This window comes from Pseudomonas sp. AL10, from assembly GCF_029960685.1.
GTDB classification, from domain to species: domain Bacteria; phylum Pseudomonadota; class Gammaproteobacteria; order Pseudomonadales; family Pseudomonadaceae; genus Aquipseudomonas; species Aquipseudomonas lactis.
The window spans coordinates 1-13549 of sequence record NZ_JASBQZ010000053.1; the positions used below are offsets into that span (position 1 = coordinate 1).

Below are 13549 nucleotides of genomic sequence, written 5' to 3' on the forward strand. Positions count from 1 at the left end.
CTCGCTTCGCATCGTGGTTACCGTTGGCTGCTACAACCTACAAAATTGTGTAGATGCCTATGGCTATCGCAGGCAAGCCAGCTCCCACACAAGTCAGCTCTGCACATTGGGCTTTGGGCTGGGCTTAGAAGTTGGCTTCCAGCGACACCATCGCCGTACGCTCTTCACCCACGTTGTAATACGCCGTGCTCGCCCCCAATCCGTTCACCGGCGCCGAGTTGAACGCCACGGTACGCGCCGAGCTCAAGTACTCCTTGTCGAACACGTTGAGCATCGAAAACCGCAGCGCGGCCGACTTGATGACCTTCTTATCCACCGGCAAATAAATACCCGCGTTCAGGTCGAACACCGTACGGCCTTCAATCTTCTCCTTGTTGGTCAAATCGCCATAGAAGCTGCCGACATATTTGCCCGCAATGTTGCCGTAGAACCGCGAGTCGTCATACCCGAACACCAGGTTGAACATGTTTTCCGGCACGTTGGCCAATTGCTTGCCCGACGTCGGCAACAGGACGTTCTTGCTGAGCAAGTCATCCTTCTGTTCGGATTGGGTGTAGGTATAGGACGCGTAGTAGTTGAAGTTGTGCGGCAACAGGCCGCTCCATTCCAGCTCCAGGCCTTTGTTATCGACAGTGCCGACGTTGAGCACCATGTAGTCACCGCTGGCGTCGGTGGTCGAGACCTGGCGATCCTTGAAGCTGATGTAGAACAGGGTCGCACTCAAGGCCATATCGTCTTCGGTGTAGCGCCAGCCCAGTTCCTGGTTCCAGCTCAACTCGGACTTGAGGCTGACGGAGTCGCCCTTGTTGTACAGCACGTAGTTGGGCGGCGTGCGCATATTGCGGGTGACGTTGTAGAACGCCTGGTTGCTTTCATCGACCTGGTACTTGGCGCTGAAGTTGGGCAGGAACTGGTGGTAGCGGGTGTTACGCTTCTCCGGTGTGTCGTACAGGCTGCCGAGGTTGTTGCCGTCACGCTCGACATATTGATAGGCCACGCCGCCAACAAAACTCAGGTCCGGTGTGGCTTGCCAGTTGTCCTGTACCCAGAGCTTCTGCGCGGGAGTGACGGTGTAGTAGTGGCGGCCCTGGACCGTAGCGCCGTTTTTGTCGACCACCTGGCCGCCGCTGTTGTAGTCGCCCCACACATCGTCGGGGGCACCTTCGTTGTTAATGCCGATAAAGGGCTGGGTCTGGCGCTGGCGTGCGCGTTCGTACCAGTAGCCATAGTCCAGGCTGTGTTCTTCGTTGATGTCCCACTTCATTTTCGCCGTGAAGCCAGGGCGCCAGGTTTCGGTCCACGAAGGGCGGTAATAGTTGGCCGATTGCAGGTTACTCAGGTCGTAGTTGCCGGCCTTGTCGGACTTTGGCCCCAGGTTGGAAGCCGTCTGGCCGCTGAAGCTGCCACCGTTGGCCCAGTAGTAATACGGCGTGAGCGTCAGCGACAAATTGTCCTGCAGTTGCCAGCGCTGGGTCAGCGTGGCGTTGACGCTTTCGAACGGGTTGCGGTTGAGCTTGTAGGACGCCGACAGCAAACCAGCCTTGTACACCGGGCTTTGCGCGTAATCCTTACGCCGTCCTTCGGTGTCGAACTGCGCCTTGCTAAGGCTGTTGTAGTTGTAGTTTTCCTGCTTGTTGTACTTGATCGTGGCCAATGTGGAGTTGCCGTTATCCCCTTCGAACAGGCTGCTCCACTCGATCTTGTCGCTGCGCAGAGTGCCCTTGCCGCGCCATTTGTCACCTTCCAGGTGGGATGCCGACACCCAGGTTTTCAGGCCCCCCACATCCCCGGTGTTCGCTCGCACGAAGGTCTTGCGCAGGGCGTTGGCACCGACGATCTGTTTGGCGAAAACTCCGGCGTCCTTGGTCGGGCGGATGGTGATCATGCCAATGTTGCCGCCGCTGGAGCCGATGTGCGGGCCGTCGGCCTCGGAGGAACCTTGGGTGGCGAACACTTCGGCCAGGTTTTCCGGGTCGCCTAACTGATTGGAGTACACACTGTAGTTGCCCGAATCGTTGATCGGCACGCCGTCCACCGAGACGCCGACCTGGTCGGAACTCATGCCCCGCATGGTAAAACTGGTGCCACTGGTGCCGCTGGCGTCATCACTGGAAACGTTGATGCCCGGCGTGTACTTGAGCTTGTCGATGGCGTTGGCGGTGGCCGACATTTCGTCCATGGCTTGCTTGGTCACCGTCGAGCGTGCCTTGGCACTTTCTTCGAGAATCATGTGGCCGCTGCCAAGGGTTTGCTTGCCGGCGATGTTCACCGAGCCTACATCCTGGGCATCATCGGCCAAAACCAGCGGCGCAAAGCCGCCCAGGCCCGATGCGAGGAGCAGGGCATAAAGAGTGTTGTGGTTCACGTGTAGATCCCTTACTGACATTGTTGTGTTGTATGGGGCAGATGCGAGCTTCCTGACCACTTGTTCAGGAACCCAGGGATGATCCACGGCACGTGTAACCGTTTGGTGACAGGTTGTGGCGATTGCGATGAAGGTTCGATGAAGGCGCTGCGGGCCTAGCGCAACACAATCATTCGGCCCAACAAGGTGTGCTGTTCAAAGCCCAACACCGCTTGCAAGGCGTTCAAGACCGCTACAGGGTCCTGGCTCGGAAAGCTGCCGCTGACGCGTTTGGCGGCCATATTCTCGTTAAGCAGAAGAATTCGGCCGGGGTAATAACGCCTCAGGTCCTGGACCACATCGGCCAGGGGTGCCCTGTAGTAGTTGAGCCAACCTTCGCGCCAGGCCAGGCGTGAGGCGCTGTCGACCCCATGCAAAGGGTCGGCAATACCGTCGGCATAGGCCACTTGCTGGCCCGCTGTCAGCACCTGTTGCTGGCCCTGTTTGGAGGGCGTCACGCCCACACGGCCGGACAGCACAGTGACCTCGGCGCCGTCAGGTTGCAGGCGCACTTCAAACTGCGTTCCCATTACCCGCGTTTCACCGCCGCTCGCCTCCACCACGAAGGGTTGGCCGGTGTGGGTCACACTGAAAAAACCTGCACCACGGCGCAATTGGATGTGCCGTTCGCCCTGGCTGAAATCTACAGAGATGGCGCTGTCGGCGTCGAGGGTGACCTTGGATTGATCGGCCAGGGTGAAGGTCTTTACCTCACCCGGCGCCGTCACATAATCGGCGCCCCACTCATCGACCCAGCGTGACGGCTGCCAACCGGCGCCCATCGACACCATCAGCAGCAGGCAGGCGGCAACGGCCAAGGCACCAGACCAACGCGCTACCCGGGAGCGTTTGGAGGCGTTGATCGTATTGAGGTAGCGCTGCAAGGCGAGCGCGTCCTCATCGGCCAGTTGGCGCGCCGGTACTTCGCTTAATTCCCAGAGCACCTGGGCTTGGGAGTAGGCCTCGACGTGTGCGGGATCTGCACGTAACCAGCGGCTGAACGTGGCCTGGTCGCCGCTGCTGGGCTGGTCATGCAGCAGGCACAACCAATCGAGTGCGGCCTGTTCCTGGGCGGGCGTGGGCGTGAGGTTCACGGGGCTTTCCCTGGCATGCGTGGAGGCGGTGCTTCGCGAAGGCTGGCCTTGCAGGCTTCGAGGGCGCGCATCATATGTTTTTCCACGGCGCTTTGGGACAGGCCCATGGCCTTGGCGATTTCGGCGTATTTGCGGCCGTGGATGCGGTTAAGCAGGAAAATCTGGCGGGTGCGCTCGGGCAAGCTGCGCAAGGCGGCTTCCACATGGCGCAGATCATTGCCCGCCTCCAACGCTGCCTGGGGTTCGCAGCCTTGGTGGTCAGATTGTTCCGGCAGCCAGCCTTCGCTGCTGCGTGCTCGCGCGCCTTCGCTGCGCAGGTGGTCGATGGCGATGTTGCCGGCGCAGCGCAGCAGGTAGGTGCTCAGCTCTTCAACCTGCACCAGCGGGCGACGCCAAAAGCGCAGGAACAAATCCTGCACCAGGTCGGCTGCCGTGGCGCGGCACCCGACGCGACGGCTGACCAACGCCTCCATTTGCGAGCGCTGGGACAAAAACACCTGCAAAAAATGCGCGCGCCCACCGGCCGCCTCCGCATGCGGATTGTCCTGGGGTTGCGGCGGTGGGTTGATCCTCATGGCCGACTCAAGATAGGGCGAACGCCGCAACAGGGCTGGCCAACAGGCCGAGGCCCGCCAGGATCAAGGCCAGCCTTGGCCGATACGGCAGCAGCAACACCAGCAGCAAGGCGCTGAGCATCAACACCGCGCACCACTCCACCAGGCCCTGGCCCCAACCAGCACCAAGCACGGCCGGCCAGATCGACACGGCCAGCAGCAACCAGCCGCCCACCCGCAGCGCCAGGCGCCGCGTGGGCGTGGGTTTGCAGTGCAGCAATTCGCCGTGGTGACGGTCGGTGGACAAACACAGCGCGGTAAACCCGGCGTAGCACATCAATAGCGCGAGGAGCATCAGTGGGCCTGCTGCTTGAGTGTCAACCCGCGGGCACGCTCAGCCTTGGGTTGCGGCGCGGTGCGGTGGTGCATCTTCCACGCCGCCCAGGCCAGGAACATGCCGCTGGCCAGGCAGGTGAGGTCGAAGCCGGCCATGGCCCAGTCGCCGTTTGGCACGGAGACGCCCAAGTGGTGCGCGGTGGTGATGGCGTTAAGCAATGGAATGGCGGCAAACAACAGCGCGCCGAAGCTCAGTTGCTCGACCCAGCCCTGGCGACCGCGCCGCAGCAAGGCGTGCAACAGGCTCAGGGCCCAGGCGATAAAGAACGCCTGCACTTCCCAGTCGGAACGCGCAGCGAAGCTTACCGGCAACAGGCGGTTGGCCCAGAAAAACGCCGCGATGGCGATCATCAATCCGGACATGCTGGCGATATTCAACACCTCCACCAGGCGCAGTTCAAAGGGCATGACCGAGGCTTTGGCATGTTTGAGCTGGCGCTTGCCCAGCCAGATCACCAAGCCCGTACCGATCATCGCCGTGCCCGCCAGGCCGCAAATAAAGTACAGCCAGCGCAGCACTGGGCCGGCGAAATGGCCCATGTGCAAACCGTAGAAACTGCCACCGATGGCCGTCGCCAATGACGGCTCGGCACTGCCTCGCAACAGCTCGCCGGTAGTGCCGTTGAACGACAGGGTACTGCCGGAGGCATGCACTACGCTGTCGGAGCCGGCGCGGAACACATTGACCGAGGCGTTGGCATCGCCGGGGTTGTTGACCGCCACCCGCCCTACATGACCACCCGCCCACTGCTCCCGCGCCTGCTGGTACAGCGGCAATAACGGCAGCAACTGCCCTGGCTGGCCAAGGGCCGGCGCATTGTTGGTGTTGGGAAACAGCTCATTGAAAAACGCCCGGCTGTCGTCGCCATAGGACGCCACGATGGGCGCGGGCATGACCATGCTCATGAAAATCACCAGGCTGCTGTAGGTGATCATCAGGTGAAACGGCAGCACCAGCACACCCACCGCGTTGTGCCCGTCCAGCCAGGAGCGCTGGCCTTTGCGGGGGCGGAAGGTGAAGAAGTCCTTGAAGATTTTCTTGTGGGTGATGATGCCGGTGATCAGCGCGACGAACATCACCATGGCGGCGATGGTCGACAGCCAGCGGCCCCACGGGTAAGGCATTTGCAGCTGGAAGTGGAAACGATAGAAGAACTCGCCGCCCTTGCTTTCGCGGGCCTGCACCGCTTGGCCGGTGACGGGGTCGAGGACTTTCTGGATGAAGGTGCCGCGCTTGCCGGGCTCGAGCTTGTCTTGCCACATCACCGATAGGCCGGGGTCGCGGCGGGTCGGCAAGGTAATGAACCAGCGCGCGGCGGTGGGTGCCTGCTGTTGCAGGTAGCTTTGCGCGACGGCGAGGCTGCGCCCATCGTCCAGGGGATGGGCCTGCACTTCGGGCTGCATCCAATGGGTAATTTCGTCTTTGAAATAGGCCAGGGTGCCGGTCAGGAAAATCGCGAACAGCAGCCAACCGAAGATCAAGCCTGCCCAGGTGTGCAGCCAGGCCATGGCCTGGCGAAAGCCCTCTTTCATGTGCGAGCCATCCAGAAACCAATGCCGGCCAGGGTGGCAAACAGCGCACTCGGCACCATCACCCCTGCCCAGGCGCGCCATGCCGTGCGGCAGGCAAAACACCAGAGCACCGCCAGCAGGTAGAACACAAAGGAACTCATCATGCCGGTAACCACCGCATCGGCACGGGTAGTGGGCAGCCACAGCGCCAGGCAAATGGCGGCCAGGGAGGCCATCAGGTAACCACCAATCACCGCCGCCAGCACGCGCGAGGTGACGGCAAGGCGGTAGGAAACGGGCAATGAGGTTTTGCTTTTCATGCGGCAGGCGCCTGGTTCATCAGCGCGCAATATTAATGATAAATATTCTCATAAGCAAAAGAGAACGGATGAATCACCTGCCCTGCCCGATTGCCGAACCCGGTCACGGGCCCTACAATGCGAACAATTCTTGTTCTCTAAAGCATGTCGAATGCTTGCGGAGTGATCGCGTTGCAGCCGTCCAATCCCGTCGAAGTGTTGTACAACGACCATCACCACTGGCTTACCGGCTGGTTGCGGCGCAAGCTCGGCTGCCCGGACAACGCGGCCGACCTGGCGCAGGACACCTTCATCCGCGTGCTCAGTGCCCGGGAAGCGCCAACGCTGATCGAGCCGCGCGCCTTCCTCACCACCGTGGCCAAGCGTGTGCTGTTCAACTTCTACCGCCGCCAGGACCTGGAGCGCGCCTACCTTGAGGCCTTGGCGCAGATGCCCGAACACGTGGCGCCGTCGGAAGAAGACCGCGCGATCATCCTGCAAACCTTGCTGGAACTGGACCAACTGCTCGACGGCTTGCCTAAGCAGGTCAAACGCGCCTTCCTGCTGGCCCAACTCGATGGCCTGACCTACGCGCAAATCGGCGCGCAACTGGGCATCTCCATCGCCACCGTCAAACGCCACCTGACCAAAGCGGCCATGCGCTGCTACTTCGCCCTATGAACGTCTCCAGCCAAGTCGCCGAACAAGCCGTGCACTGGTTGCTGGAAATGCAGCAAGGCGCGCTCAACCCGCGCCAGCAGGCGGCCTGGCAGCAATGGTTGAATGCTCACATCGAACACCAACGCGCGTGGGAGCAGATCCAGCGCGTCAACCAACGCCTGCGCGGCGTGCCCTCGCCCCTGGCTCACGCCGCGTTGAATGCCCCCACCTCCAGCAACCGGCGCCAGGCGCTTAAGTTGCTGCTGATTCTGGGTGCCGGTTCAGCCGCTGCCTGGAGCCTGCGCCAGCAACATATCCTGCCGCCGCTGACGGCTGACTATCGCAGCCCGGTGGGCCAACGCCGCACGGTGCAACTGGCCGACGGCAGCCAGTTGCAGCTCAACACCGGCAGCGCTGTGGATGTGCATTTCGACGGCCAGCAGCGCCTGGTGCGCCTGCTTGAAGGTGAAATCCTGCTCACTGCCCGTGCAGGCCAGGCGCCGTTGCACGTGCTGACCGGCCAGGGCCTGCTCAGCAGCCAGGCGGCGCGCTTGACTGTGCGCCAGTTCAACGACCACACCCAACTGGCGGTGCTGGCCGGCCAGGTCGAGGTGATGCCCAACCGCTACAACGGCTTGGCGCTGAGCGTTGATGCCGCGCACCAGGTCAATTTCACCCGCAAAGGCTGGGACACCCCGCGCGCCACCGACGCCAACAGCGGCGCCTGGGCCGACGGCATGCTGGTGGCCGCACATATGCGCCTGGAAGACTTCTTGAGTGAACTGGGGCGCTATCGTCGCGGCCAGCTCCATTGCGATCCACAAGTGGCCAACCTGCTGCTGTCCGGCAGCTACCCGCTGGACGACAGCGAACGCATCCTCGACCTGCTGGAAATCAGCCTGCCGGTGAAAGTGCGGCGTTTTACGCGTTATTGGGTGACCGTGCAGGCACGTGCGTGATGCAAGCGCTTTTTGTAGGAGCGAGCTTGCTCGCGAAAAACCTCAACCCACCGCGTTAAACCAGACAACCCGCATTATCGTTGACGACTTTCGCGAGCAAGCTCGCTCCTACAGTGGGAAGCGCATTCAAAAATATTTATACGCAATTGTGAGCCGTTTTCCGCACCTGGCGTGACAGAGAAGGAAAGCCCCCCCTTGATCCTTCCTTCTCAGGACCGCCCTTCATGCCCCAGCAACCGACGCTTCTCGCCCGTACCCTGCGCCAACTCCTGCTCGGTGCCAGCCTCAGCCTGACCGCACTGCCGGCGGTGATGGCAGCCGACGCCAAGGCGTACCACATCGCGCCGACCACCCTGGAAGCGGCCCTGAATCAATTCGGTCGCGAAGCCGGCGTGCTGGTGTCCTTCGGTTCGGCAGTGACGGCCGGTATGCAAAGCCCAGGGCTGTCGGGCAATTACAGCGCTGCCGAGGGCTTGCAAAAACTACTGGAAGGCACCGGCCTGCAAGCCCGCGCAGAGGGTGATAACGCCTACAGCCTGCAACCAGCGGGCGCCCCCGCTACCCTGGAGTTGCAGACCTCCAACGTGGTCGGCGACTGGCTCGGTGACGCGGCGCAAACCAACGTGTTCGAACACCCCGGCGCCCGAGATGTGATCCGCCGTGAAGAATTCGAACGCCAGGGCGCCACCCAGGCCCGCGATGTGCTTAACCGCATCCCTGGCGTCAACGCCCCGGACAACAACGGCACCGGTAGCCACGACATGGCGCTGAACTTCGGTATTCGCGGGCTCAACCCGCGCCTGGCGTCGCGCTCCACCGTGCTGATGGATGGCATCCCGGTGCCCTTCGCGCCTTACGGCCAGCCGCAACTCTCCTTCGCGCCGATCAGCATGGGCAATATGGACGCGGTGGATGTGGTACGCGGCGGCGGTGCGGTGCGCTACGGCCCGCAAAACGTCGGTGGCATCGTCAACTTCGTCACCCGTGCCATCCCGGATGCGCCGACGGTCAAGGGCGGTTTGCAGACCGAGACCAGCCCCTCCTCCAGCCACGACGGCTTCAAGACCACCGGCAACCTGCTGGCGGGCGGCACCGCCGACAATGGCCTGGGCGGCGCGCTCTTGTACTCCGGCACCCGCGGCGGCGATTGGCGCGAAAACAGCAACACGCGCATCGACGACCTGATCCTCAAGGGCAAATACCAACTGGACGACGCCAACAGCTTCAACGCCATGGCGCAGTACTACGAAGGCCAGGCCGACATGCCGGGCGGTTTGAACGTCAAGGACTACAAGGCCGACCCGTATCAGTCCACTCGGCCCTACGACAAGTTCTGGGGCCGCCGCACGATGTTCAACGTCGGCTACCGCTACGAGCAGGACCGCCGCGAATTCACGATCAACAGTTTCTTCACAAAGACCCTGCGCAGCGGTTACCTGGACCAGGGCAGTTTCCTGTCGCTGTCGCCACGGGAATATTGGGTACGCGGCCTGGAAACGCGCTTCGCCCAGGGCTTCGACCTCGGCCCCACCAGCCACGAAGTGGGTGTGGGCTACCGCTACATCAATGAAGCCGGCCACGAACTGCGCTACCGCACACCGATTGCCGCCAACCAGCAAATCCCCACCACCAACAGCCGCAACGACCGCGACACGCGCGGCGGCACCGAAGCCAATGCGTTCTTCATCGACGACCGCATCGACATCGGCAAGTGGACCATCACCCCAGGCATTCGCTACGAGATGATCAAGTCCCAGCAGACCAACAACCTGAGCAACGTCAAATACAAGGGTGACTACAACACCGCGCTGCCCGCGCTGAACGTGCTCTACCACCTCACCGACGACTGGAACCTGTACGCCAACACCGAAGGCTCGTTCGGCAGCGTGCAATACAGCCAGATGCCCAACCGTGTGAACAGCGGCGAAGTGAAACCGGAAAAAGCCCGCACCTGGGAACTCGGCACGCGCTATGACAACGGCAACCTGCGTGCGGAAATCGGTGCCTTCCTGATCAACTTCGACAACCAGTACGACAGCAACCAGACCAACGACACCGTGATCGCCCGCGGTGAAACCCGCCACCAGGGCATCGAGTCGAGCATCAACTACGCCCTCGACGGCCTGAGCCCGGCGCTGGCAGGGTTTGACGTGTACGCCACCTACGCCTATGTGGATGCGACCATCCGCGAAGACGGCCCGAACAAAGGCAACCGCGTGCCTTTCTCCTCCAAGCACAAAGGTACCCTCGGCGTGGGTTACACCGAAGGCCCATGGAAGCTGAATGTGGACAGCAGCTACCAGAGCAGCCAGTTCGCCGACAACGCCAACACCCAAGCCGAAAGCGCCGACGGCGCCAATGGCCGTATTCCCGGCTACATGCTGTTCAGCAGCCGCGCAGCCTATGACTTCGGACCGCAGTTGTCGGACTTGAATGTGGCGGTGGGGGTGAAAAACATCTTCAACAAGCAGTACTACACCCGCTCGTTTGATGACAACAACAAGGGCAAGTACGTGGGTGAGCCGCGCACGGTGTATGTGCAAACCTCTATCGCGTTCTGACCGCATTTTGAAGGAGCGAGCTTGCTCGCGAAAAACTCACAGGCGCCGCGTTCATTCAGCAAACACGCGTTGCCGTTGACGTTTTTCGCGAGCAAGCTCGCTCCTACAGATGATTTTCAGTGTGTTCAGGATCTAACTGCCCGCCAGGCAACTGGGGGTGGCGGCCACCAACGCGTCAATGGCACACCGCGTCTTGGCCGGCATATGCGCCGCCGTCGGCCAGATCACATGGATCGGTGCAGGTTGCTCACGATAGCTGGGCAGCACGGCCTGCAACTGCCCGCGCAGTGCGTAATGGGCAATCAACCAACTCGGCAACCAGGCCAGGCCCACGCCCGCGATGGCGGCATCGGCTACGGCCTGGAGGTCGTCCAGGATCAGGGGAGAGACCAGGCGTGAGCGCTGCGCGGTGTTGCTGCGGTAGGCGATACCACGATGAGCGGCCAGGTCTTCGATACTTTCAATGGCGCCCTTGCGCTGCAAATACGCCGGTGACGCCGCCAGCCCCATGACCTGCTGCCCCAGGCGCCTTGCACTCAGGCGGTCGGTGTCGGGCAACGGGCCGATGCGCACAGCGATATCGAAGCCTTCCTGCACCAAGTCGATCATGCGGTCGGAAAAACAAAGGTCGATTTCCAGTTCCGGATAGCTGTCCATCAGGGCCCACAACGCTGGCGCGGCATAGTGATGACCAAACGCCAGGGGTACGCTCACTCGCAAACGCCCGCGGGGTTGCTGACGGCCGCTTTCCAGCACCGACTCGGCCGCCTCCAACTCTGCCAATGCGCGCAGGCAATGCTCGTAGTACGCCTGCCCGTCCTCGGTCAACCGCTGACGCCGGGTGGAACGCTGTAACAGGCACGTGCCCAAGCGTGCCTCCAGGCGCGCCAGGCCCTTGCCTACCGCCGAGCGGGTGAGGTTCAGGCGTTCGGCGGCTTCGGTGAGGTTGCCGCTTTCGACAATCTGCAGAAAGAGTTCAACACCATCAAAACGAGGAGTAGCCATGCTTAATTGTCGCCCTTTGTTCCCTTATCGATGGAAAAGTTGTCGCCAATAAAGAACCTTGTTCCCGAGAGAATAGCCCCTCCCGCTCTCGAAAGGAATGTCGTATGCCCCGCGCCGCCGCACTCTCAGCCCTCACGCCCCCGCGTACCGCCAGGAACGGCCTGGCCCTCACAGCCGTCTGCCTGGTGGCCCTGATGTTCGGCCTGGAAATCTCCAGCGTGCCAGTCATCCTGCCCACGCTCGAACAACAACTGGGCACGGGCTTTCAAGACGCCCAATGGATCATGAATGCCTACACCCTGGCCTGTACCAGCGTACTCATGGCGGCGGGCACCTTGGCGGATCGCTTTGGTCGTCGGCGCGTATTGGTGGTGTGCCTATGGCTGTTCGGGCTAGCTTCATTGGCCTGTGGGCTGGCCGACAGCGCCGCCACGCTGATCGTGGCGCGGTTTGTTCAAGGTATCGGCGCCGGAGCAATGATGATTTGCCAGTTCGCGATCTTGTCCCACCAATTCCGCGAACCCGCGACGCGTGCGCGGGCCTTCGCGATATGGGGCGTGATCGCTGGCGTGGGTCTGGGTTTCGGGCCGATGGTGGGGGCCTTGATCCTGGCCGTGACGGACTGGCGCTGGGTGTTCCTGGTGCACGTACCGCTGACCCTGTTCACCTTGGCGTTGTTGCACATCAGCGTGCAGGAATCCCGCGACCCGGCCAGCCATCGCCTCGACATCGCCGGCATGCTGACCATGACACTCACGGTGTTTGCGCTGGTCTATTTCATCACCCAGGGCAGCGAAATCGGCTTTGGCACCCCGGCGATGCTCGGCTGGGCCGGCCTGTCGGTCTTCGGGCTGCTGCTGTTTATCTGGATTGAGCGGCGCAGTGCCCACCCAATGTTCGACTTCTCGGTGTTGCGCATCCAACGCTTCAATGGCGCGTTGATGGGCTCGATCGGCATGAACTTCAGCTTCTGGCCGTTCATGATTTACCTGCCGTTGTACTTCCAAGCGGGCCTGGGTTACGACACCGTGACCACCGGCGCCGCATTGCTCGCGTACACCTTGCCCACTTTGCTGGTGCCGCCGCTGGCCGAACGCCTGGCCCTGCGTTTTGGCGCCGAACGCATCATTCCCCTGGGCCTGGGGACAATGGGCGCAGGGTTCATGGGGATGGCCGCCGTTAATTACGCCCAACAACCCAGCACGGCGCTGGTGCTGCTCAGTTGCGTGATCGCCGGTATCGGGCTGGCGCTGACCAATTCGCCGACCACCAACACCACCACCGGCTCAGTCTCGGCTGACCGCGCGGGCATGGCCTCGGGCATCGACTTCAGCGCACGGCTGATCACCCTCGCGCTCAATATCGCGCTGATGGGCCTTGTGCTGTTGTTAGGGATCAGCCATTACCTGGCCCAGGTTCTGCCTGCCAGCACGGCGCTGGAGTGGGCAAGCCTCAGCCAGCATATTGCCGCCGGCAAATTGGATGCGCCGGGGCTGACCATTCAGGATGCGCAAACAGCGCTGCGCAGCGGCGCCGGCTGGGCCATGCTGTTTGCGGGGTTGGGCGCCTGCGGGCTGGCGATGCTGAGCCGGTATTTCTTCCGGCGCGAGCGCTGAACGAAAAACGGGCCTGCATGTGCAGGCCCGTTTTCAGTGGGGGAATGAAAAAACAATCAGCCGTTAATGGCAGCGTTCTCGTTTTCCAGGAATTCCTCTTCCAACGCGTCTTCATTCACTTTGTTGATTGGCTGGTTTTTACCGGCAGCGCGCGGCTTGCCTTGCAGTTTGCCAAACAGATGTTCCAGTGCGTGGTCGAGCTTGACTGCGGCGCCATCGATCGCCTGTTCCAGCGTATCGGCTTTATGGCACACAGAAACTGGTTGGTGGCCCTTTGGCCGTGCTTCCAGACGGCAACTCAAATCGTGAGGGCCGGGCTTGTCGCCGTTCTCGTCCCGCAGGTAGACCTCCACACGGGTCAGGTCTTCTTCATAACGTTCGAGCGTGCTCTCAATGGTAGTACGTACCCACTCCTCCAGTCGGATGCTGCTTTCAATATGGTTATCGCTATTGACTTGGATTTGCATAGTTCTTCCCTTATTTCAGCTA

Annotated in this window: 12 protein-coding genes; 4 read left to right on the top strand and 8 right to left on the bottom strand. The window is 61.8% G+C overall.

Features of this window, described 5'->3' with window-relative positions; translation table 11 throughout:
• Positions 1–124: 124 nt before the first annotated feature.
• From QK296_RS26495 to QK296_RS26520, 6 genes are all read right to left on the bottom strand, one after another.
• Complete coding sequence (locus QK296_RS26495) at positions 125–2365, bottom strand: TonB-dependent receptor (RefSeq protein ID WP_020301211.1); 2241 nt, start codon at positions 2363–2365, stop codon at positions 125–127.
• Positions 2366–2520: 155 nt separating this feature from the next.
• Positions 2521–3498, bottom strand: coding sequence for a FecR family protein (locus QK296_RS26500; RefSeq protein WP_032903315.1), 978 nt, complete (start codon positions 3496–3498; stop codon positions 2521–2523).
• A complete protein-coding gene (locus QK296_RS26505; protein ID WP_057710988.1) occupies positions 3495–4073 on the bottom strand; it encodes an RNA polymerase sigma factor in 579 nt (192 codons plus the stop codon). The genes QK296_RS26500 and QK296_RS26505 overlap by 4 nt, the downstream gene beginning before the upstream one ends.
• 7 nt (positions 4074–4080) lie before the next feature.
• Entirely contained in the window at positions 4081–4407 is a 327-nt protein-coding gene (locus QK296_RS26510) for a DUF3325 domain-containing protein (RefSeq protein ID WP_003188828.1), read from the bottom strand.
• Complete coding sequence (locus tag QK296_RS26515; protein WP_282391911.1) at positions 4407–5981, bottom strand: PepSY-associated TM helix domain-containing protein; 1575 nt, start codon at positions 5979–5981, stop codon at positions 4407–4409. The genes QK296_RS26510 and QK296_RS26515 overlap by 1 nt, the downstream gene beginning before the upstream one ends.
• Positions 5978–6280: a DUF3649 domain-containing protein gene (locus tag QK296_RS26520; RefSeq protein ID WP_003188824.1), complete on the bottom strand. Its 303-nt coding sequence runs from the start codon at positions 6278–6280 to the stop codon at positions 5978–5980. The genes QK296_RS26515 and QK296_RS26520 overlap by 4 nt, the downstream gene beginning before the upstream one ends.
• 171 nt (positions 6281–6451) lie before the next feature.
• Between QK296_RS26520 and QK296_RS26525 the strand changes: the two genes are divergently transcribed.
• From QK296_RS26525 to fecA, 3 genes are all read left to right on the top strand, one after another.
• The gene (locus QK296_RS26525) at positions 6452–6940 is read left to right on the top strand and encodes a sigma-70 family RNA polymerase sigma factor (protein ID WP_003188822.1); all 489 of its coding nucleotides are present in this window, start codon (positions 6452–6454) and stop codon (positions 6938–6940) included.
• Positions 6937–7878, top strand: coding sequence for a FecR domain-containing protein (locus tag QK296_RS26530; RefSeq protein WP_003188820.1), 942 nt, complete (start codon positions 6937–6939; stop codon positions 7876–7878). Before QK296_RS26525 ends, QK296_RS26530 begins: the two co-directional genes overlap by 4 nt.
• A gap of 224 nt (positions 7879–8102) precedes the next feature.
• Positions 8103–10439 carry a TonB-dependent Fe(3+) dicitrate receptor FecA gene (gene fecA, locus QK296_RS26535; protein ID WP_003188819.1) on the top strand — a complete coding sequence of 779 codons (2337 nt, stop codon included), beginning with the start codon at positions 8103–8105 and terminating at the stop codon, positions 10437–10439.
• A gap of 132 nt (positions 10440–10571) precedes the next feature.
• Here the strand turns inward: fecA and QK296_RS26540 are convergent, their stop codons facing one another.
• Complete coding sequence (locus QK296_RS26540) at positions 10572–11444, bottom strand: LysR family transcriptional regulator (RefSeq protein ID WP_120248706.1); 873 nt, start codon at positions 11442–11444, stop codon at positions 10572–10574.
• A 104-nt stretch (positions 11445–11548) separates the two neighbouring features.
• Between QK296_RS26540 and QK296_RS26545 the strand changes: the two genes are divergently transcribed.
• Positions 11549–13060: an MFS transporter gene (locus QK296_RS26545; RefSeq protein WP_282391913.1), complete on the top strand. Its 1512-nt coding sequence runs from the start codon at positions 11549–11551 to the stop codon at positions 13058–13060.
• A 56-nt stretch (positions 13061–13116) separates the two neighbouring features.
• On the opposite strand, the gene QK296_RS26550 is transcribed toward QK296_RS26545, so the two are convergent.
• On the bottom strand, positions 13117–13527 hold the full coding sequence (locus QK296_RS26550; protein WP_003188815.1) for an HPF/RaiA family ribosome-associated protein: 411 nt from the start codon (positions 13525–13527) through the stop codon (positions 13117–13119).
• Between the last annotated feature and the right edge of the window lie 22 nt (positions 13528–13549).

Excerpts from the sequence above, each read along its gene's own strand:
- QK296_RS26505 (WP_057710988.1), bottom strand. The coding sequence starts at position 4,073 with ATGAGGATCAACCCACCGCCGCAACCCCAGGACAATCCGCATGCGGAG.
- QK296_RS26510 (WP_003188828.1), bottom strand. The coding sequence starts at position 4,407 with ATGCTCCTCGCGCTATTGATGTGCTACGCCGGGTTTACCGCGCTGTGT.
- fecA (WP_003188819.1), top strand. The coding sequence starts at position 8,103 with ATGCCCCAGCAACCGACGCTTCTCGCCCGTACCCTGCGCCAACTCCTG.
- QK296_RS26545 (WP_282391913.1), top strand. The coding sequence starts at position 11,549 with ATGCCCCGCGCCGCCGCACTCTCAGCCCTCACGCCCCCGCGTACCGCC.
- QK296_RS26530 (WP_003188820.1), top strand. The coding sequence starts at position 6,937 with ATGAACGTCTCCAGCCAAGTCGCCGAACAAGCCGTGCACTGGTTGCTG.
- QK296_RS26540 (WP_120248706.1), bottom strand. The coding sequence starts at position 11,444 with ATGGCTACTCCTCGTTTTGATGGTGTTGAACTCTTTCTGCAGATTGTC.
- QK296_RS26515 (WP_282391911.1), bottom strand. The coding sequence starts at position 5,981 with ATGAAAGAGGGCTTTCGCCAGGCCATGGCCTGGCTGCACACCTGGGCA.
- QK296_RS26520 (WP_003188824.1), bottom strand. The coding sequence starts at position 6,280 with ATGAAAAGCAAAACCTCATTGCCCGTTTCCTACCGCCTTGCCGTCACC.
- QK296_RS26550 (WP_003188815.1), bottom strand. The coding sequence starts at position 13,527 with ATGCAAATCCAAGTCAATAGCGATAACCATATTGAAAGCAGCATCCGA.